Source organism: Enterococcus sp. DIV0800 (assembly GCF_050559735.1).
GTDB classification, from domain to species: Bacteria; Bacillota; Bacilli; order Lactobacillales; family Enterococcaceae; genus Enterococcus_A; species Enterococcus_A devriesei.
This window is the reverse complement of sequence record NZ_CP187898.1, coordinates 2,041,453-2,057,783: the sequence shown is the minus strand read 5'-3', so window position 1 is coordinate 2,057,783 and position 16,331 is coordinate 2,041,453. Positions and strand designations below refer to the sequence as shown.

At 33.3% G+C, this 16,331-nt stretch carries 16 protein-coding genes; all 16 read left to right on the top strand.

The features are described 5' to 3' along the window. Position 1 precedes the first annotated feature (1 nt). Entirely contained in the window at positions 2-619 is a 618-nt protein-coding gene (locus tag IGI54_RS09970; RefSeq protein WP_430620600.1) for a sugar transferase, read from the top strand. Beyond that, on the top strand, positions 616-1,446 hold the full coding sequence (locus IGI54_RS09965; protein WP_430620599.1) for an NAD-dependent epimerase/dehydratase family protein: 831 nt from the start codon (positions 616-618) through the stop codon (positions 1,444-1,446). The genes IGI54_RS09970 and IGI54_RS09965 overlap by 4 nt, the downstream gene beginning before the upstream one ends. Before the next feature lie 11 nt (positions 1,447-1,457). After that, positions 1,458-2,606, top strand: coding sequence for a glycosyltransferase (locus tag IGI54_RS09960; protein ID WP_430620598.1), 1,149 nt, complete (start codon positions 1,458-1,460; stop codon positions 2,604-2,606). Positions 2,607-2,782: 176 nt separating this feature from the next. Beyond that, the gene (locus IGI54_RS09955; RefSeq protein ID WP_430620597.1) at positions 2,783-3,871 is read left to right on the top strand and encodes an EpsG family protein; all 1,089 of its coding nucleotides are present in this window, start codon (positions 2,783-2,785) and stop codon (positions 3,869-3,871) included. Between the two features lie 16 nt (positions 3,872-3,887). Further along, on the top strand, positions 3,888-4,880 hold the full coding sequence (locus IGI54_RS09950; protein WP_430620596.1) for a glycosyltransferase family 2 protein: 993 nt from the start codon (positions 3,888-3,890) through the stop codon (positions 4,878-4,880). Between the two features lie 16 nt (positions 4,881-4,896). Continuing rightward, the gene (glf, locus tag IGI54_RS09945; protein WP_430620595.1) at positions 4,897-6,018 is read left to right on the top strand and encodes a UDP-galactopyranose mutase; all 1,122 of its coding nucleotides are present in this window, start codon (positions 4,897-4,899) and stop codon (positions 6,016-6,018) included. Positions 6,019-6,022: 4 nt separating this feature from the next. Beyond that, complete coding sequence (locus IGI54_RS09940) at positions 6,023-6,970, top strand: glycosyltransferase family 2 protein (RefSeq protein ID WP_430620594.1); 948 nt, start codon at positions 6,023-6,025, stop codon at positions 6,968-6,970. Positions 6,971-6,978: 8 nt separating this feature from the next. After that, positions 6,979-8,145: a nucleotide sugar dehydrogenase gene (locus IGI54_RS09935; RefSeq protein ID WP_430620593.1), complete on the top strand. Its 1,167-nt coding sequence runs from the start codon at positions 6,979-6,981 to the stop codon at positions 8,143-8,145. A gap of 2 nt (positions 8,146-8,147) precedes the next feature. Continuing rightward, positions 8,148-9,566 (top strand): oligosaccharide flippase family protein, encoded by a 1,419-nt coding sequence (locus IGI54_RS09930; protein WP_430620592.1) that lies wholly within the window; start codon positions 8,148-8,150, stop codon positions 9,564-9,566. 923 nt (positions 9,567-10,489) lie between these two features. Then, positions 10,490-10,912, top strand: coding sequence for a methylglyoxal synthase (gene mgsA / locus IGI54_RS09925; RefSeq protein WP_430620591.1), 423 nt, complete (start codon positions 10,490-10,492; stop codon positions 10,910-10,912). A 237-nt stretch (positions 10,913-11,149) separates the two neighbouring features. Beyond that, entirely contained in the window at positions 11,150-12,106 is a 957-nt protein-coding gene (locus tag IGI54_RS09920) for an LCP family protein (protein ID WP_430620590.1), read from the top strand. Positions 12,107-12,221: 115 nt separating this feature from the next. Then, positions 12,222-12,794: a VanZ family protein gene (locus tag IGI54_RS09915; RefSeq protein ID WP_430620589.1), complete on the top strand. Its 573-nt coding sequence runs from the start codon at positions 12,222-12,224 to the stop codon at positions 12,792-12,794. A 127-nt stretch (positions 12,795-12,921) separates the two neighbouring features. Then, the gene (locus IGI54_RS09910) at positions 12,922-13,524 is read left to right on the top strand and encodes an alpha/beta hydrolase (RefSeq protein ID WP_430620588.1); all 603 of its coding nucleotides are present in this window, start codon (positions 12,922-12,924) and stop codon (positions 13,522-13,524) included. Positions 13,525-13,648: 124 nt separating this feature from the next. Further along, positions 13,649-13,969, top strand: a complete 321-nt coding sequence (locus tag IGI54_RS09905) for a hypothetical protein (protein WP_430620587.1) — start codon at positions 13,649-13,651, stop codon at positions 13,967-13,969. Positions 13,970-14,350: 381 nt separating this feature from the next. Next, a complete protein-coding gene (locus IGI54_RS09900) occupies positions 14,351-15,256 on the top strand; it encodes a magnesium transporter CorA family protein (RefSeq protein ID WP_430620586.1) in 906 nt (301 codons plus the stop codon). A 150-nt stretch (positions 15,257-15,406) separates the two neighbouring features. Continuing rightward, positions 15,407-16,306, top strand: coding sequence for a hypothetical protein (locus IGI54_RS09895; RefSeq protein ID WP_430620585.1), 900 nt, complete (start codon positions 15,407-15,409; stop codon positions 16,304-16,306). The last annotated feature ends 25 nt before the right edge of the window (positions 16,307-16,331 follow it).

Genomic DNA, 16,331 nt, shown 5'->3' with positions numbered 1-16,331 from the left:
AATGTATAAGCTCTATCTAAAAAGATGTATTGATTTTTTGATATCCTTATTAGGAATTATTATTTTATCACCATTACTATTAGTACTTTGTTTAGCGATTAAGCTAGATACAAAAGGGCCTATTATTTTTTGCCAGAAGCGTGTTGGTAAAAATAAAACTCATTTTGACATCTACAAGTTTCGAACAATGAGAATTGACACACCAAAGGAAATGCCTACGCATTTATTGGAAAATCCTGATTATTTTATTACAAGAGTTGGAAAGTTCTTGCGCAGAACTAGTTTAGATGAGCTCCCACAGTTGTTTAATATTATAAAAGGAGATATGGCAGTTATCGGACCTCGTCCTGCATTATGGAATCAATATGATTTAATTGAGGAGCGGGATAAATATAGAGCAAATGATATTCGTCCTGGATTAACGGGACTTGCTCAAATTAATGGAAGAGATGAGCTAGAAATACCTATAAAAGCAAAACTAGACGGTAGATATTCACAACATATTTCGATTATTATGGATATTAAGTGCTTTTTTGGAACTATTAGAGCTGTATTTAAAAGTGCTGGGGTAGTCGAAGGTGGTCCTAGTGCCGTAAAAAATGAGGGTGAGAAAGAATGAAGCGTATTTTAATTACTGGAGAAAACAGTTATATTGGAACGTCTTTTGAGAAATATATGCAACAATTTGATGATGATTATCAAATTGATACTATAAATATGCGTGGTAATTCTTGGAAAAATGCTGATTTTTCAAAGTACGATTCGATATTTCATGTAGCTGGAATTGCACATGCAGATGTTTCAAAGATTAGTGAAGAACAGAGACAACTTTATTATCAAGTAAATACAGACCTCGCGATTGAAACAGCACAAAAATATAAAAATGATCTATCTGGTAAAATTGGACAATTCATTTACATGAGTTCAATTATTATTTATGGTGAAGAGACTAATATTAATAAAAAACGTATCATTACTTCAGAAACAAAACCTAATCCTTCTAATTTTTATGGCGATAGTAAGTTACAGGCTGAAATTAGATTACATTCTATAGAAGCAGCTAATTTTCATATTGCTATTCTTCGACCTCCAATGATTTATGGTGAGAAGAGTAAGGGAAATTATCAACAATTAGTAAAACTTGCCAATAAACTGCCGGCATTTCCAAACATTAAAAATGAGCGTTCAATGTTATATATTGACAATCTTTGCAAATTTGTAAAGGAACGAATAGATTTTCAGGATAGTGGGATTTTTTTGCCTCAGGATAATGAATATGTCAGGACTAGTCATATGGTCAGAGACATTGCAAGGAAGAGCGGGAAAAATATATATCTATTCTCATGGATGAATTGGTTTATTCGGTTATTGGGATATTTACCAGGAAAAATTGGGAGGCTAACCAATAAGGCATTTGGGAATCTAGTTTACGAAAAAGAAAATTAGGGGAATTAGTGATGAAGAAAGTTGCTTTAATAGCATCAGTCGCTTCAATGATAAAACAGTTCAATATGAATAATATTAATATTTTAATTGATTTGGGTTGTAGTATTACTATAATTTCAAATTTTTCGGAGCCAGGATCAATTTCTATAGCTGAAGCAAAAAAATTTATGTGTGAACTAAATCATCGAGGTATTAAAACATATGATATTGGTTTTAAAAGATCACCATTTTCATTTGGAAATTTGAAATCATATAATCATGTTAAACGTATAAATTCAATAGAAAATTTCGATATAATTCACTGTCAGTCTCCCGTAGGTGGCGTGATTGGCAGATTGGTAAAAAAGAAAAATCAAAAAGTTATATATACTGCACATGGATTCCATTTTTATAAAAAATCTCCTAAGAAAAATTGGATTATTTTTTTTCCGATTGAAAAATTATTATCGTACAAAACCAATGTTTTACTAACTATAAACTCTGAAGATTTTAATTTGTCTGAGAAAAAGCTTAATGCAAAAAAAAATATCCAAATTCCTGGAATTGGAATTGATATAAAGCAATTTTCGAATTTAGAGAAGGCTGAAAAAAAAGATTTTGGATTTTCCAACTCAGATTTTTTACTTGTTTATGGTGCAGAATTAAATAATAATAAAAATCAAATAATTTTGATTAATATGATGGAAAAAATTAGTAAGATTGATAATAAAATTAAACTCCTTCTAGTAGGACAAGGTGAAAATCACGATAAACTTATGGAGATCGTCAAAAATAAAAACCTAGAAGACATAGTTTATTTAATGGGTTACCGAAATGATTTGAATCTAATTATTTCAGTTTGTGATATAGCAGTAGCATCAAGTATAAGAGAAGGATTGGGAATGTTTGTTTTAGAAGCGATGTATTTAGGATTACCTGCAGTGGTTTCTAACAACAGAGGACATAGAACCATTGTCCAACCTCAAATCAATGGTTTTTTATTTGACTTAAATGGTGGGGTAGAACCAATAATAGAAGCCGTTTTTGAGTTAAAAAACGATAAGACATTATATAAAATGTTTAGTGATAATAGTAAGAAAATAAGTGAAAATTTTTCTGATCAATGTACAAACATCATTATGCGGTCCGTTTATTTTGGTTTGTTGAATGAAACTGAATAAAGTTTTTTATGATTAGTAATCAAATTATTATGAAATAATGTCGAAAAAACTTGTTTAGTCATACTAATAGCATAGGTTGTGTTTTAAAAATTATTTAGTTGCTTCTATGTATTTGTATTATTAGCACTACTTGTTTATATAATGAATTAAAAGTCTTAATTTTTGTGGGGGAGATAATGAGCAAAGAATTCAGCGTATTTATATATTTAGGTTCATTTGTTATTTCTAGTTTATTTATTTATTTAGGTATAAATAAAAGGAATGTATTAAAAGGTATTTTTACATTATTAGGATTATCAATTCCGGTGGTCATGGCAACATTTCGCTCTTTAACAGTAGGAATAGATACATATCCCTATTATTATTTGTATCAAACGTATAGTTCGTTTCCTACATTGACAGAAAAATTTAAAATATTGGGGTTTAAAGAATATATAAACACACTTCTCATCCATATATGTTCCAAATTTGGCGGCTTTAATTTATATCTATTTATATTTTCAACACTTACCTTGATAGTTATCGTTATTGCTTTTTATAATATTTTACCTACTAATGATGTTGCAATATGCTTTTTTTTATATCTTTGTTTTTTCTTCCCGCAATTATTAAATATTATGAGACAAAGCTTGGCAATATCTTTGGTCTTTATGAGTTATAAATATATTATTGATAAAAAGCCCTTAAAATTTTTTGTTATTATATTTTTAGCATCTGGAGTTCACATATCTGCTTTAGTAGTGATACCTATGTACTTTTTAATAAATAGAAATGAAGAGATAAATTATTTTGTTTTTTGTATATTCAGTTTGTTATTAGGCCTTTTTGCGATATATCCAGCTATATTTTTTACTTTAGTGGCCAAAATACCAAGCTTTGATAGATATAACTTTTATACAGATTACTCGGGTGATATTAACAATCGTATTTTCTATTTGAATCTTTTCATATTTGTCGTAATTTTCATTTTAAGGAAATATTTATTCAATAAAAATAAATACAATACTTTCTTAATTATAGGTCTTTTTTGGGGACTATTAATAGGAATATCTGGATTTTCATCACCATTCATTAAAAGAATCGGGGGATATTTTGATATAGTTCAAGTCGTTTTGATTACTGAATTATCAAGTGTTTTTTCAAGTGAAATGCAAAATTTAATGGTTAGATATAGTATATGTTTAATGGGGATTTTGTATTTTATAGTGACGAGTTACTCACTTGGTTTGGCTCGAATTTTACCGTACTCATTTCAAATTTATTAATAAAGGAGATCAGATAGTGTATAAAATATTAACAATTACAATTCCAAGTTACAATACTTCACAATATATTGATTCTTGTTTGCCAACATTTCTATCAAATAAAAAAATACTTAAAGATATCGAAATACTTATTATTAATGATGGTTCAAAGGATGATACTTTAGTGAAAGCTAAATATTACGAAAATAAATATCCCGAGACGATTAAAGTTGTTGATAAAGAGAACGGAGGTCACGGGTCTACTATAAATAGTGGAATTAAGCTTGCTAGTGGTAAATATTTTAAAATAGTTGATGGAGACGATTGGGTCGATAACAATAACTTTACTAATTTAGTTCAACAATTAAAAAAAATAGATACTGATATGGTAGTTAATCCATATGTGGAATACAATGAAAGAAAAAAAAGTGAAAATGTAGTAATAGCAGAGAATAAATATAACGGGAATGTGTCATTTGATGATTTAAGTTTAAATGAGGCTATACCTATGCATTCAATAACTTATAGAACCTCTATTCTTAAAGATAATAGGATTCATATTGATGAGAACGCTTTTTATGTTGATGTAGAATATATTCTTTTTCCAATACCTTTCGTAGATAATATTTATTTTTTTGATTTTCCAGTATATGTTTATAGATACGATACGCCTAGTCAAAGTGTTAGTACAAAAAATACACAAAGAAATGTTTTACATCATTTGAAAGTTGTCAGATCAGTTATATCTTTTTATGATACTTTACCTATAAATATTAGTGTAGAAAAAAAATCATATATTTTATCTAGAATGATTAAATTAATTAATACACAGTACAATATCTATTTTTCTTTTCCGCTTTCAAAGTCAATAAAAGAAAAATTAGCCGTTTTTGATAATGAATTAAAAACTAAGCATCCATCAATATATAATAGTCATGGATATAATCCGTTTGTAAAGATATTTAGATGTAAGAACGAATTTTACTATTTTGTTTGGATTTTAAATCAAATAAGACTTAAGCTAAAATAGAAAAAGAGATAGGGGAATGAAATTGAAAAAAGATGTACAAATTTTAGTAGTAGGAGCTGGACTTTTTGGAGCGATCTTTGCACACGAAGCAGCGTTAAAAGGTTATCAGGTTAAAATCATTGAGAAGCGCAATCACATTGCCGGCAATATATATACAAAAGAAGTTGAAGGAATTCAGTTTCATCAATATGGAGCACATATTTTTCATACTTCGGTTAAAGAGATATGGGATTACATTAACCAATTTGCAGATTTTAATCGATATACAAATTCACCAATCGCTAATTATCAAGGAGAAATTTACAACTTACCCTTCAACATGAATACATTCAACAAATTGTGGGGGGTAGTAACGCCAGCTGAAGCTCAGGCGAAGATTAATGAACAGCGAGCCGTTTTATCAGGCAAAGAGCCCGAAAATTTAGAAGAACAAGCTATTTCTTTAGTAGGTATTGATATTTATAAAAAACTAATTAAAGAATATACCGAAAAGCAATGGGGGCGCCGTTGCACAGAGCTACCAGCTTTTATTATTAAAAGGCTTCCTGTTCGCTTTACCTATGATAATAATTATTTTAACGATAAATACCAAGGAATTCCAATTGGAGGATATACTCAAATAGTTGAAAAAATGTTGGATCATCCAAATATTGAAGTACAATTGAACACCGATTTTTTCAATAATCGTGAAGAATTTGAAAATGGAAACGATAAAATTGTTTATACTGGAATGATAGACCAGTATTATGATTATCGATTTGGGCGTTTGGAATATCGATCATTGAAATTTGAAAATGAAATTCTTAATCAAGAAAATTATCAAGGTAATGCAGTAGTAAACTATACAGATGCAGATCATGCTTATACACGGATTATTGAGCATAAACATTTTGAATTTGGTAATCAACCTAAAACAATTATCACTAAAGAATTTCCTGTTGACTGGCAACCGGGTGATGAACCCTATTATCCAGTTAATGATAAAAAGAATAATGGCCTGTATCAACGATATAAAGATTTAGCTGATGAAGAAGAAAAGGTGATTTTTGGCGGACGTTTGGGAATGTATAAATATTTTGATATGCATATGGTTATTGCTGAATCATTGAAGTGTGTTCATAAATATATTGGAGAATAAAAAAATGTATAAAGTAAGTGTTATCATCACTACACATAATAGATTACCGATGTTGAAGAAGGCGATTGAATGTGTAAAAAATCAAACTTATCCAGAAATTGAGTTAAATATTATAAATGATAATTCAAATGATGGTACTAGAGAATACTTGGAAAAAATAAAAGATAGTTCAATTAATATTAAACATTTATATGGAGAAAACTCAAAAGGAGGGAATCATGCACGGAATGTTGGGATAGATATGTCAAGTGGAGATTTTATTGCTTTTCTAGATGATGATGATATTTGGAATAACCAGAAAGTTGAAAAGCAAATAGAAATTTTTGGAAAAGATAGTAGTGTTGGACTTGTGTACTGTGGATATGAGAGACTAACTGATGATCGATTATCTACAAAAGTACTTCCTAATCCATTGTTTAGAGGGAATATTGGATTAAATGTATTTTCAAATATATTTTCAATAACTTCTTGTTTGATGGTTAAAAAGAGTCTGCTAAAAAAAATTGGTGGGTTTGATGAGAATTTAAGCCACTGGCAAGAATATGACTTATTGGTTAGAATATCTCAAATTTCAAAAATAGACTATGTTAATGAATGTCTAGTAAAAATCATCGTAATAAGATCTGATAAGAATAGACTCTCGAATCAAGTTGATAGATGGATAGAATCTGTAGAATATTTTAACAAAAAGCATAAGTCTTTAATTGACCAATTAAATAAAAATGGATTGATAAAAAAGGAAATAATTTTTTATCTTGATGGAGCTAGTAGGTATGCTGCGATAGGCAACAAAAAGATGCATAAAAAATATATGAAATTTGTATGGAAAAAAACTAAAAAAACACATTATTTTGTTAGATATATTTTTAATTTGGATAATTATCAAATTGAAAAAATTAGAAGCTTTCTGCAGAAAAATAATATTGATATTGAAAAAATCAAGAGAATTTAGGTGGAATTATGAAGATTTCAGTTTTCGGTCTAGGTTATGTAGGTCTAGCTAACGCATTGCTATTAAGTCAGAATGAACAGGTTAAAGCGTATGATATTGTTAATAATAAAATTGATATGCTAAAAAAAGGATTGACTCAAATAGAAGATAAAGAAATCCATGAGTTTCTTGAACGTAATACTTTAAATATAGAATTTACTAAAGATTTTGAAGAAGCAGTAAAATTTGGTGAGTATTTAATTATCGCAACACCAACGGATTATGATGAAAAGAAAAATTATTTCAACACAGCAACGGTTGAGGATGTAATTGAAAAGGCTCTGATTATTAAACCCGAAGCTACATTTATCATCAAGTCTACAGTACCAGTGGGTTATACAGAAGAATTACGAAAAAAATATAGGACAGAAAATATCCTCTTCTCACCTGAATTTTTGCGAGAAGGTCGAGCGCTATATGATAACTTGCACCCATCTAGAATTATCGTTGGGGAACGCTCAGAACGAGGTCAAGAAATTGCAAGTATGTTTTTAGAAAATGCTTTGGATAAAGAAGTTCCAGTGTTATTGACACATTCAACTGAGGCAGAAGCAATTAAATTATTCTCTAATACTTATCTAGCTCTGCGTGTTGCTTACTTTAATGAATTAGATACATATGCGGAATCACGAGGCTTGAACAGTAAACAAATTATTGAGGGTGTTGGTTTAGACCCTCGTATCGGTAGTCATTATAATAACCCATCATTTGGTTATGGCGGTTATTGCTTACCAAAAGATACTAAACAACTTCGGGCCAATTATGAAGAAGTTCCAAGTAACATCATTGGAGCCATCGTTGATGCGAACACAACTCGGAAAGATTTTATCGCTGAACAAATTTTGGCAAAAGATCCTAAGGTTGTCGGTATCTATCGCTTAACGATGAAAGCTAATTCCGATAATTTCCGCTATTCTTCGATTCAAGGCATCATGAAACGTTTGAAAGCAAAAGGAATCGAAGTCATTGTATTTGAACCAACCTTAGATGATGAAGAATTCTTCCATTCAAGAGTAGTCAAAGATTTCGAAGAATTTAAATTAGTTTCAGATGTGATCGTCACTAATCGTTTTGAACCAGAACTTCAAGAAGTTGAAGAAAAAGTTTATACACGAGATATTTTTAGAAGAGATTAATTATGAAAAATTTAGCTAAGAACTTCTTCTACCAATCGATTTTTCAATTAACCAAAATATTAATACCGATAATCACTGTTCCTATTGTTTCTAAAGCACTAGGTCCGCAAGGCATTGGAATGTACAATTATTCTTTTTCAATCGCTCAATATTTTGTACTATTAGGTGGCTTAGGAGTGTCTCTTTATGGAAATAGAGAGATTGCTTTAAAATGGCACAAGAGAGAGGATATTTCTAAAACTTTTTGGGAAATTTTTATTTTTAAAACTATAATTACTTTAATTGCGTTACTTCTTTATTTTACACTCATTATTTTTCTAGATAATAAAGAATTTTTTTTAGTTCAATCTATAATTATCTTATCGGTATTGTTCGATATTTCTTGGTTTTTTATGGGAATAGAAGATTTTAAAAAGACTAGTATGATTAATTTAGCGGTACAAATTATCACGTTCATTTGTATTATTTTGTTTGTTAAAACCACTAATGACGCTATTGTGTATACGTTTATCCAAGCAGTAGGTATGCTTTTATCACAAGTTTTTGTTTGGCTTTTCGTGAAAGAATATATCCATTTAGAAAAATTTAGTTTTAAAAAAAGTATGACTCATATCAAAGGGTCTATTGAATATTTTATTCCTCAAGTTGCCATTATGTTCTATACCAATATAAATAAAACTATTTTAGGTATATTTTTAGGAAGTGCAGCGGTAGGTTATTTTAGTAACTCATTACAGTTGAATAATATTTTTATCACAGTAATTACTACAATCGATATTGTTCTGCTTCCTCATATGAGTGGTCTTTTTGCTAAAAATAATATATCAAAAATAGTTGACCTGATGAAAATTACACTCCACTTCCAGCTTTTTTTATCAATCCCAATAATGTTTGGTATTTTAACAGTTTACGATAAATTAATACCATGGTTTTTTGGAGACCAATTTGCATTCATTAATAAAGTAGTTCCTTTATTCTCAATATTAATAGTAGTTATTCCATTGGGAATGTCAATTTCTAGACAATATTTAATGCCAGTAGGGAAAGTAAGGGAGTATAATAAATCAGTTTTAGTAGGTGCGATAATCAATATATTACTAAACTTATTATTGTTACCAACTATTGGTTTTTTTGGTGTTGTAATAGCTAATATAGTTGCTGAAATTTTTGTAACTTTAATTAGGTCAAGGTCATATCTAAAAGATACAAGCTTTAAATTTGATATTAAAAAAATCATAGCTTTTATTTTTTCTGCTATAATCATGTGTATAGTTACCAGATATATTACAAAAAACTTGACGGCTACTGCCACTACTAATCTTATTCAATTAGTGATTGCTGCACCCTTGTATTTTCTATTAACGACAATACTTAAACAAAATCCTATTATTCCTTTAATAAAAAAATTGAAAACTAATTGATATTTTCTTAGGTGCTATTCTCAAATTTGATTTATATATAGTAGAAGGTTTATTAAGCGAAAAAGTTCGTAAATCAATTATTCCTACGGCTGGTTTTGGAGTCGTTTATTGCCAGTAACCAAGGCTTCTGAAATCTAAGAGATCTTGGTAGTGACAAGTAAGGTAAAGGGTCTTATCGAAGATCATTTTGACGCGAATCTTGAATTGGAACAGAGTTTGTCGGCAAAGGAGAAACATGAGTTACTGAAGTTGGTTAAGTAAACGACGGATATACACTTACATTTTTCAACAAAGTCATCCACTGAGTTTGAGGCATGCTGTATTGCAATTCAAAGACTTTGTAGGCAATGAACCGTTTATTGTGGTTTTGGGTGATCTGATGATATCATGTTCTCTAGCAAAACAAGTGATCAATAACTATGATAAGACGAGTTCTTTGACCATTGCAGTAATGCAAGTACCGCATGAGGATACTTAGAAGTAAGGCAGCGTTGCTTCCGACTCACAACTAGTTCAAGGTTTGTAAAATATGCAAAGTTTTGTGAAAAAACTAAAGACAGAAAGGCACTAAGCGAATTGGAAATCATCGTCTGCTATTTATTGCGCTCGGAGCTTTTTACGATTTTAGAAAAATTAAAAATAGAGTACAGGTAATTAAATTCAATTAAGGAGTGTGATCGATACGCTGAACAGGTTACAGCAGAAAGTGTATCATCAAACTACAGGTAAATGTTATGGTTCGATGAACAACTGGGTATGGTATAAGCGAATATTGAATTAGGCTTGAAGAATCCGGAAAACGGTGGCGAGTTGCATAAATATTTTGAAGAGCAAGTAAAATTGTTTATATAGTAAGTGCTGAGAGAACTATATTTATCGGTTGTCCTGATCTATTATCAGTTAAAAAGAAAGAAGGAGTTTTTGTGAAAATTGCATTGGTTGCTCATGATCGGAAGAAAGATTTGATGGTCAAAATGACGCTTGCCTATAAAACTATTTTGGAAAAGCACAAACTTTATGCTACTGGTACGACTGGCAGACGTATTCAAGAGGCAACTGGTCTACCGATTCATCGCTTCAAATCAGGACCTTTAGGTGGAGATCAGCAGATCGGTGCTATGATTTCAGAAGACGATTTAGATATGGTAATATTTTTGCGAGATCCGCTGGCAGCACAACCTCATGAACCGGATGTGACGGCTTTGATCCGTTTGTCAGATGTTTATGAGATTCCTTTAGCTACTAATATTGGTACTGCAGAAATCCTGATCCGTGGTCTAAAAGCTGGGTTCGCCGATTTTCGTGAGATTGTGCACGAGACAGATAATCGGCCGCTTTCTTTGTAGATAGAAATAAGAGCAGATAGGTTTGGACAAGTAATTGGTGGCATTAGTTTTCATCAAGATACAGCTAGATTTGAGAAAGTTTAAAAAATTACTTGAAAGAAGTAGTATCTGCTTTAAAGATCGAGATTAAAGGAGAGCCGTTTCGAATGGATAAGGTACTTAATGAAGCTAATTTTCGTATGGAATTCTTGCTATTATGGTTAGGATAATAATTGAGGAAGAAACGAGTTGAACTGAATGTCCGAAAAAAGAAAACGCAAGCGTCAAGGTGTTAAAAAGACGAGTACTTCGAAAAAGGTCTTATTTACTTTACTAGGAATTCTATTAGCGATTATCCTAGTAATCGTCGGTGTTGGTGCGAAAATGTATCATGATGTAAAGTCTACGGCTAATGAAGCTTATGAATCAGTAGATCGTAAGGATGGATCAACTAAGCGTAGGGTAAATTTATCTGAGCAAGAACCGTTTAGTGTCTTATTGTTGGGTGTTGATACAGGAGCGCTTGGACGGACGGAGCAAGGTCGTTCGGATACGATGATGGTGGCGACGGTCAATCCATCGACGGATGAGTCGTTATTGGTAAGTTTGCCGCGAGATACTTATACGGAGATTGTTGGCCATAATACGCAGGATAAGATGAATCATGCGTATGCGTTTGGTGGTGCGGCGATGTCGATGGATACGGTGGAGAAGCTATTGGACATTCCGATCAATCACTACATCACTATCAATATGCAAGGAATCGAATCTTTAGTAGACGCCGTTGGCGGAGTAGAGGTTAACAATCCGTTTGAGTTTACGTATGAAGGAACGACTTTTCCTAAGGGCAAACAGGAACTGGATGGCGATTTAGCTTTGAAATACTCGCGGATGCGCTATGATGATCCGAACGGGGACTATGGTCGTCAGGATCGGCAGCGTCAAATTATCACAGGAGTTGCGAAGAAAGTCTTGAGTACGCAAGGTCTGACAAATTATCAATCAATCTTAACGACGATGGGTGAGAATGTGAAGACGGATCTTTCCTTTGATGACATGCGGACATTGATGGGGGATTATCGTGGGGCTTTTGGACATATCAAGTCGGATCAGATGAAGGGTGAAGGCTTCATGCAAGATGGTGTCTCCTATCAACGAATTGATCCAACAGAATTAAAACGCGTCCAAGACGAATTAAAAATACAATTGAAGTAAGTCAATGAAGCCAAGGGAAAATGTTCCTTTGGTTTTTTTGTTTAAACTTTTCTTGTGCGGGCTGACATCTGGAAATGTTTGGGGTAGGCTAGTAGAGTGAATCGGAGGGAATCAAATGAAGAAAATCATTGCCGGCATCGGCTCGTTGATCGTGAGCTATGGACTGGTTTATTATTTGGTACTGCCAACGTTGTTCAATTATCCTCGCTTGGAGCGGATGACGCAGCGTTTTGAATATACGGATGAGGCCCTTTGGCTCTTTATTTTCTTGAGTCTGTGGCTTTTCTATTGGCAATGGGAACAGCGAAAATTTTGGAATGGCTATTTTTACCTTTTTTATAGCTGCTATTTTCTTTTATTATTTATCATGCTGTTCACGAAGGCGCGGGCCTATCATTCTTTTAATTTGAATCCTTTTGAGTTGTATTTGAACAATGGTCAGCAGATCAGTGAATTGATTTTGAATGTTGGCTATTTTATTCCGCTGGGCTGTCTTTATGGTTTTCGAGCCAGCAAAGTAGAGGCTGTGGTAATTGCTTTGACGACGATTCTTGGGATCGAAACGATTCAATATGTCTTTTATCTCGGGACCTTTGATATTTGGGATATCATTACTAATTTTATCGGCTGTACGATCGGCTATCAGCTTTGCGGTTTGATCAAACGGCGAGCGATGTTAGATGGATAAAGTATGCGGCGAGGATTCGGCTGCATGCTTTTTTTGTTGTAGTTTAAAGGTCGAAACAAACAGATTAGTTGTTTGTTTCGATGCTTCATGATAACTTACAAATAGTAAGCTAAATGAGGTGGAGGAAATGAAATACATTTATCAAGCAGGCAAACCAGATGGAAAGAAATTCATTTTGCTGCATGGAACAGGCGGCGATGAACATTCTTTGGTGGAGTTAGTCAACCTTTTAGACGAGGAAGCGACGATTCTTTCGTTTCGCGGTGGGATTCAGGAAAATGGGATGAATCGGTTCTTTCACCGACACGGCTTGAATCAATTTGATTTCGCTAGTTTAGAAAAAGAAACCGACACACTGTTAAAAGAAATTCGTGAGATCAGTGCAGAAAAGAGGATTCCATTATCGGATTGGATTCTGGTGGGCTATTCGAATGGGGCGAATATCGCGGCGCATTTGTTGTTAGAGCGTGAAACAGAATTGACTCATGGCATCTTTTTCCATCCGATGTCATTGGAAGTTCATACGCAAAATTTTCCATTAGAAAGTAAGAAAATTTGGGTTTCTTATGGCGGGGAGCAAGATCCGATCGTAAGCACGGCTTCTTTTACTGAACTGATTGAGGCATTTCGCAAACGACAAGGGAAGGTAGACGTGTTTGAGTCAACTTATGGTCATCAGTTAACGATGGAAGAAGTTCAAGCGGCTCGTACGTGGTTAAAGAAGTTATAGACGGATCACATTTACCCCGGCCTACGTTTTACTAAGTAGAGAATTTCATTTAATTGATTCTAATGAAACGAATTCGCGTAGCCTTTCTAAGATATGGTAAACTATTGCTTGAAGGGGTGGCGTGATGACAGGTTCATTTGAATTTAAAGGATTGACTTTGACATTGACTGATTTGGCGTTCAACGATCAAGAATTACAGAAATTATTGACCTTTGAAGGAGCGATTACGCATGAGCGTTTGAAGGGCTTTAATTTCCACTATTTCTTGATGCCGGAGTATGATTTGAATGCATTATTGGCAAAGCTAGGCGATGCTGAACGCAAAGCGAAACGGATTTATCACATCAAAGGGCAGTTGGTCTCCAGTGATTTGAAAAATATTGCGGTGGATGGTTATTATATGCCTACAAACTGGGGCTTCATGCATGTGGAGAGTCATAAATAAGTAAAGAGATTGGGACAGAAGTAGTGGATTTATTTCCGAAGAAGCTACTTCTGTCACATCGTTTACTCGTAAAATGGAGTTTGGATAGAACTTTTGTGATCCAAACTAGGACTTAATAGCGCCGGAAGTTCGCGAACAATTGGAAAATTATGTGAACTGGAGCTCTTTTCAAAAGAAGGGGCTCAATTTTTCGAGCAAGTAACTAGCGCGAAGTGAGTAGAAACCAGCGAAACAGAATTATTTTAGATAAGTGCAAAACCTGACAGTGTGAAAGACGTCAGGTTTTTTACTGATATTTTAGGAGCGAAAGAGGTACATTTGGTGGGTTCTATGATAGAATGCAAACGGATATTATCGTTGAGATCGTTAGGAGCTAGTGGAATGTATACAAAAGAAGTATTTAACAATCAAATGAGCAGTTGGGTCAATATCGATGCGGAAAATACGGAGGAATTAAAGAATCTTTACAGCGATTATGGGATCGATAGTGAATTCGTTGATTATTCTTTGGACCGTAATGAACGGGCACATTTAGATTACGATAAGGCGACTGACGTACTATTGCTGATTTTCAATGCGCCTAATCGTCGCAAGATCGACAATCACTATGAAACGGTGCCTATGACCTTCATCGTCGTGAACCGCACCTTGATCACCGTGACCAATCAGCACAGCAAATACGTCTACTTTGAGATCAAGAATTATTTAGATAAAAATCCGAATAGCAGCCTGTTTGAAGTATTGTTTAACAGTCTCTTTCTTATTTCTGATCAGTATTTTCCCTTTGTTGAGGGGATGGATCGGGACCGTAAACGGATCAGTCAATTATTACGGGAAAAGACCACAAAGCAAAATCTATTATTGCTGTCTGATTTAGAAACGGGAATTGTTTATTTTGTTACGGCTTCTCGTCAAAATGTTTTATTAGTGCAGCAAATCAAAAGTCATGGCATTTATCGTCGTTTAAGTGATTCTGAGAGGGAAAGTTTGGATGATGTCTTGATCGAAGCCAAGCAATTGGTGGAGATGACGCAGCTTTCTTCCCAGATTTTGCAGCAGCTTTCAGGCACCTATAACAATGTCTTGAATAATAATCTGAATGATACGATGCGGATCTTGACAGTGTTGTCGGTACTGTTGACGATTCCTACCATCGTCTCCGGTTTCTTCGGAATGAATATGCCGTTGCCGCTGGAACACGATGCCTTTGGCTGGGTGATCACTATCATTGTCAGTCTGATTTTGTGGTTTGCCTTGTCGGGTATTTTACGTCGCCTGATGAAATAGAAAAACGAGTGAAAAGAAGTCCTTCAACTGAGGTTCTTTTCACTCGTTTTTAGTTTACCTTATAAATAACAATACTTATGATTTTTAGTTCGTGAAAACGTATACTATAATTTAATTATAATCAAAAATAATTTCTAAAAGGAGAAAAAAATGGTTGATTCAATACAAAAAGGAAATATTTTTCTATTTGAAGCACCTCAAGAGTCTTTACTTAGTCGGTGTATAGCCGCACTGACTAATTCCACAGTTTCTCATACAGCAGTTTATTGTGGAGAGAATAAGATCATCGAAATGGGATCCACTGGTATTATGGAAAATAACATCAGTTTGGTTGATGAGGGGCAGAAAACGTATGTCATGCGGTTAAATTCTCATCCAGACGGCAGTCCTGTTGTAACAAATGCTAAGAAGTATCTTAAACAAGAAGTAAAATACGACTATGTTTCCCTTTTTATTTTATGTGGCTTAATTATTTATCGCGAACATCATCCAACGAATAAATGGCAAAAAGTTGCTAATTTTGCTTTACGATTGGGTCTAAAAAAATTGGATGAATTATTGAATCATCAGTTAAATAAGAGCAAAAAGCCGGTAATGATGTGTTCGCAACTAGCTTATCAGTGTTACTTAGACAGTGGGAAAAAATACCGTATCACGTTTAAGCAGTCATTATTAGAAGAGCACGATCAGTTTTCTGTAAATAGCGGAGTAAGGATTGCCGATCAGTTAGTGGATCTTCCAGAATTGGATACTTTCAGCAATGCAGAAGCTCAACCAGTTAAGGATATCTCCAATGATAAATTAGCCCAAAAGATGCTGGAAGCTTTTGAGGAGGAGCAAGAAGTGAATGATCAGCTAGATACGGCTACTACCTGGTCGCCTGAAGTGCTTAAACTAGCAAAACAGTTCTTAGACACAGCCGAAAAATGGTTAGAAAAAATTAACCCAGATATCCCACTAGAGGCGTTATTTGTGACACCGGCGGATCTTTTAGAGCACAGCAGTAATTTAGAGCAAGTTGCAGAAGTAGGAACCAAACGAATCTGGTAATAATAATAGAAAGAAGGAATAGAAA

Bases quoted from the DNA above. Each gene is read 5' to 3' on its own strand.
- IGI54_RS09895 (WP_430620585.1), top strand. From the start codon at position 15,407: ATGGTTGATTCAATACAAAAAGGAAATATTTTTCTATTTGAAGCACCT.
- IGI54_RS09905 (WP_430620587.1), top strand. From the start codon at position 13,649: ATGACAGGTTCATTTGAATTTAAAGGATTGACTTTGACATTGACTGAT.
- IGI54_RS09920 (WP_430620590.1), top strand. From the start codon at position 11,150: ATGTCCGAAAAAAGAAAACGCAAGCGTCAAGGTGTTAAAAAGACGAGT.
- IGI54_RS09915 (WP_430620589.1), top strand. From the start codon at position 12,222: ATGAAGAAAATCATTGCCGGCATCGGCTCGTTGATCGTGAGCTATGGA.
- IGI54_RS09935 (WP_430620593.1), top strand. From the start codon at position 6,979: ATGAAGATTTCAGTTTTCGGTCTAGGTTATGTAGGTCTAGCTAACGCA.
- IGI54_RS09900 (WP_430620586.1), top strand. From the start codon at position 14,351: ATGTATACAAAAGAAGTATTTAACAATCAAATGAGCAGTTGGGTCAAT.
- IGI54_RS09955 (WP_430620597.1), top strand. From the start codon at position 2,783: ATGAGCAAAGAATTCAGCGTATTTATATATTTAGGTTCATTTGTTATT.
- IGI54_RS09960 (WP_430620598.1), top strand. From the start codon at position 1,458: ATGAAGAAAGTTGCTTTAATAGCATCAGTCGCTTCAATGATAAAACAG.
- IGI54_RS09970 (WP_430620600.1), top strand. From the start codon at position 2: ATGTATAAGCTCTATCTAAAAAGATGTATTGATTTTTTGATATCCTTA.
- IGI54_RS09930 (WP_430620592.1), top strand. From the start codon at position 8,148: ATGAAAAATTTAGCTAAGAACTTCTTCTACCAATCGATTTTTCAATTA.
- IGI54_RS09965 (WP_430620599.1), top strand. From the start codon at position 616: ATGAAGCGTATTTTAATTACTGGAGAAAACAGTTATATTGGAACGTCT.
- glf (WP_430620595.1), top strand. From the start codon at position 4,897: ATGAAATTGAAAAAAGATGTACAAATTTTAGTAGTAGGAGCTGGACTT.
- IGI54_RS09940 (WP_430620594.1), top strand. From the start codon at position 6,023: ATGTATAAAGTAAGTGTTATCATCACTACACATAATAGATTACCGATG.
- IGI54_RS09910 (WP_430620588.1), top strand. From the start codon at position 12,922: ATGAAATACATTTATCAAGCAGGCAAACCAGATGGAAAGAAATTCATT.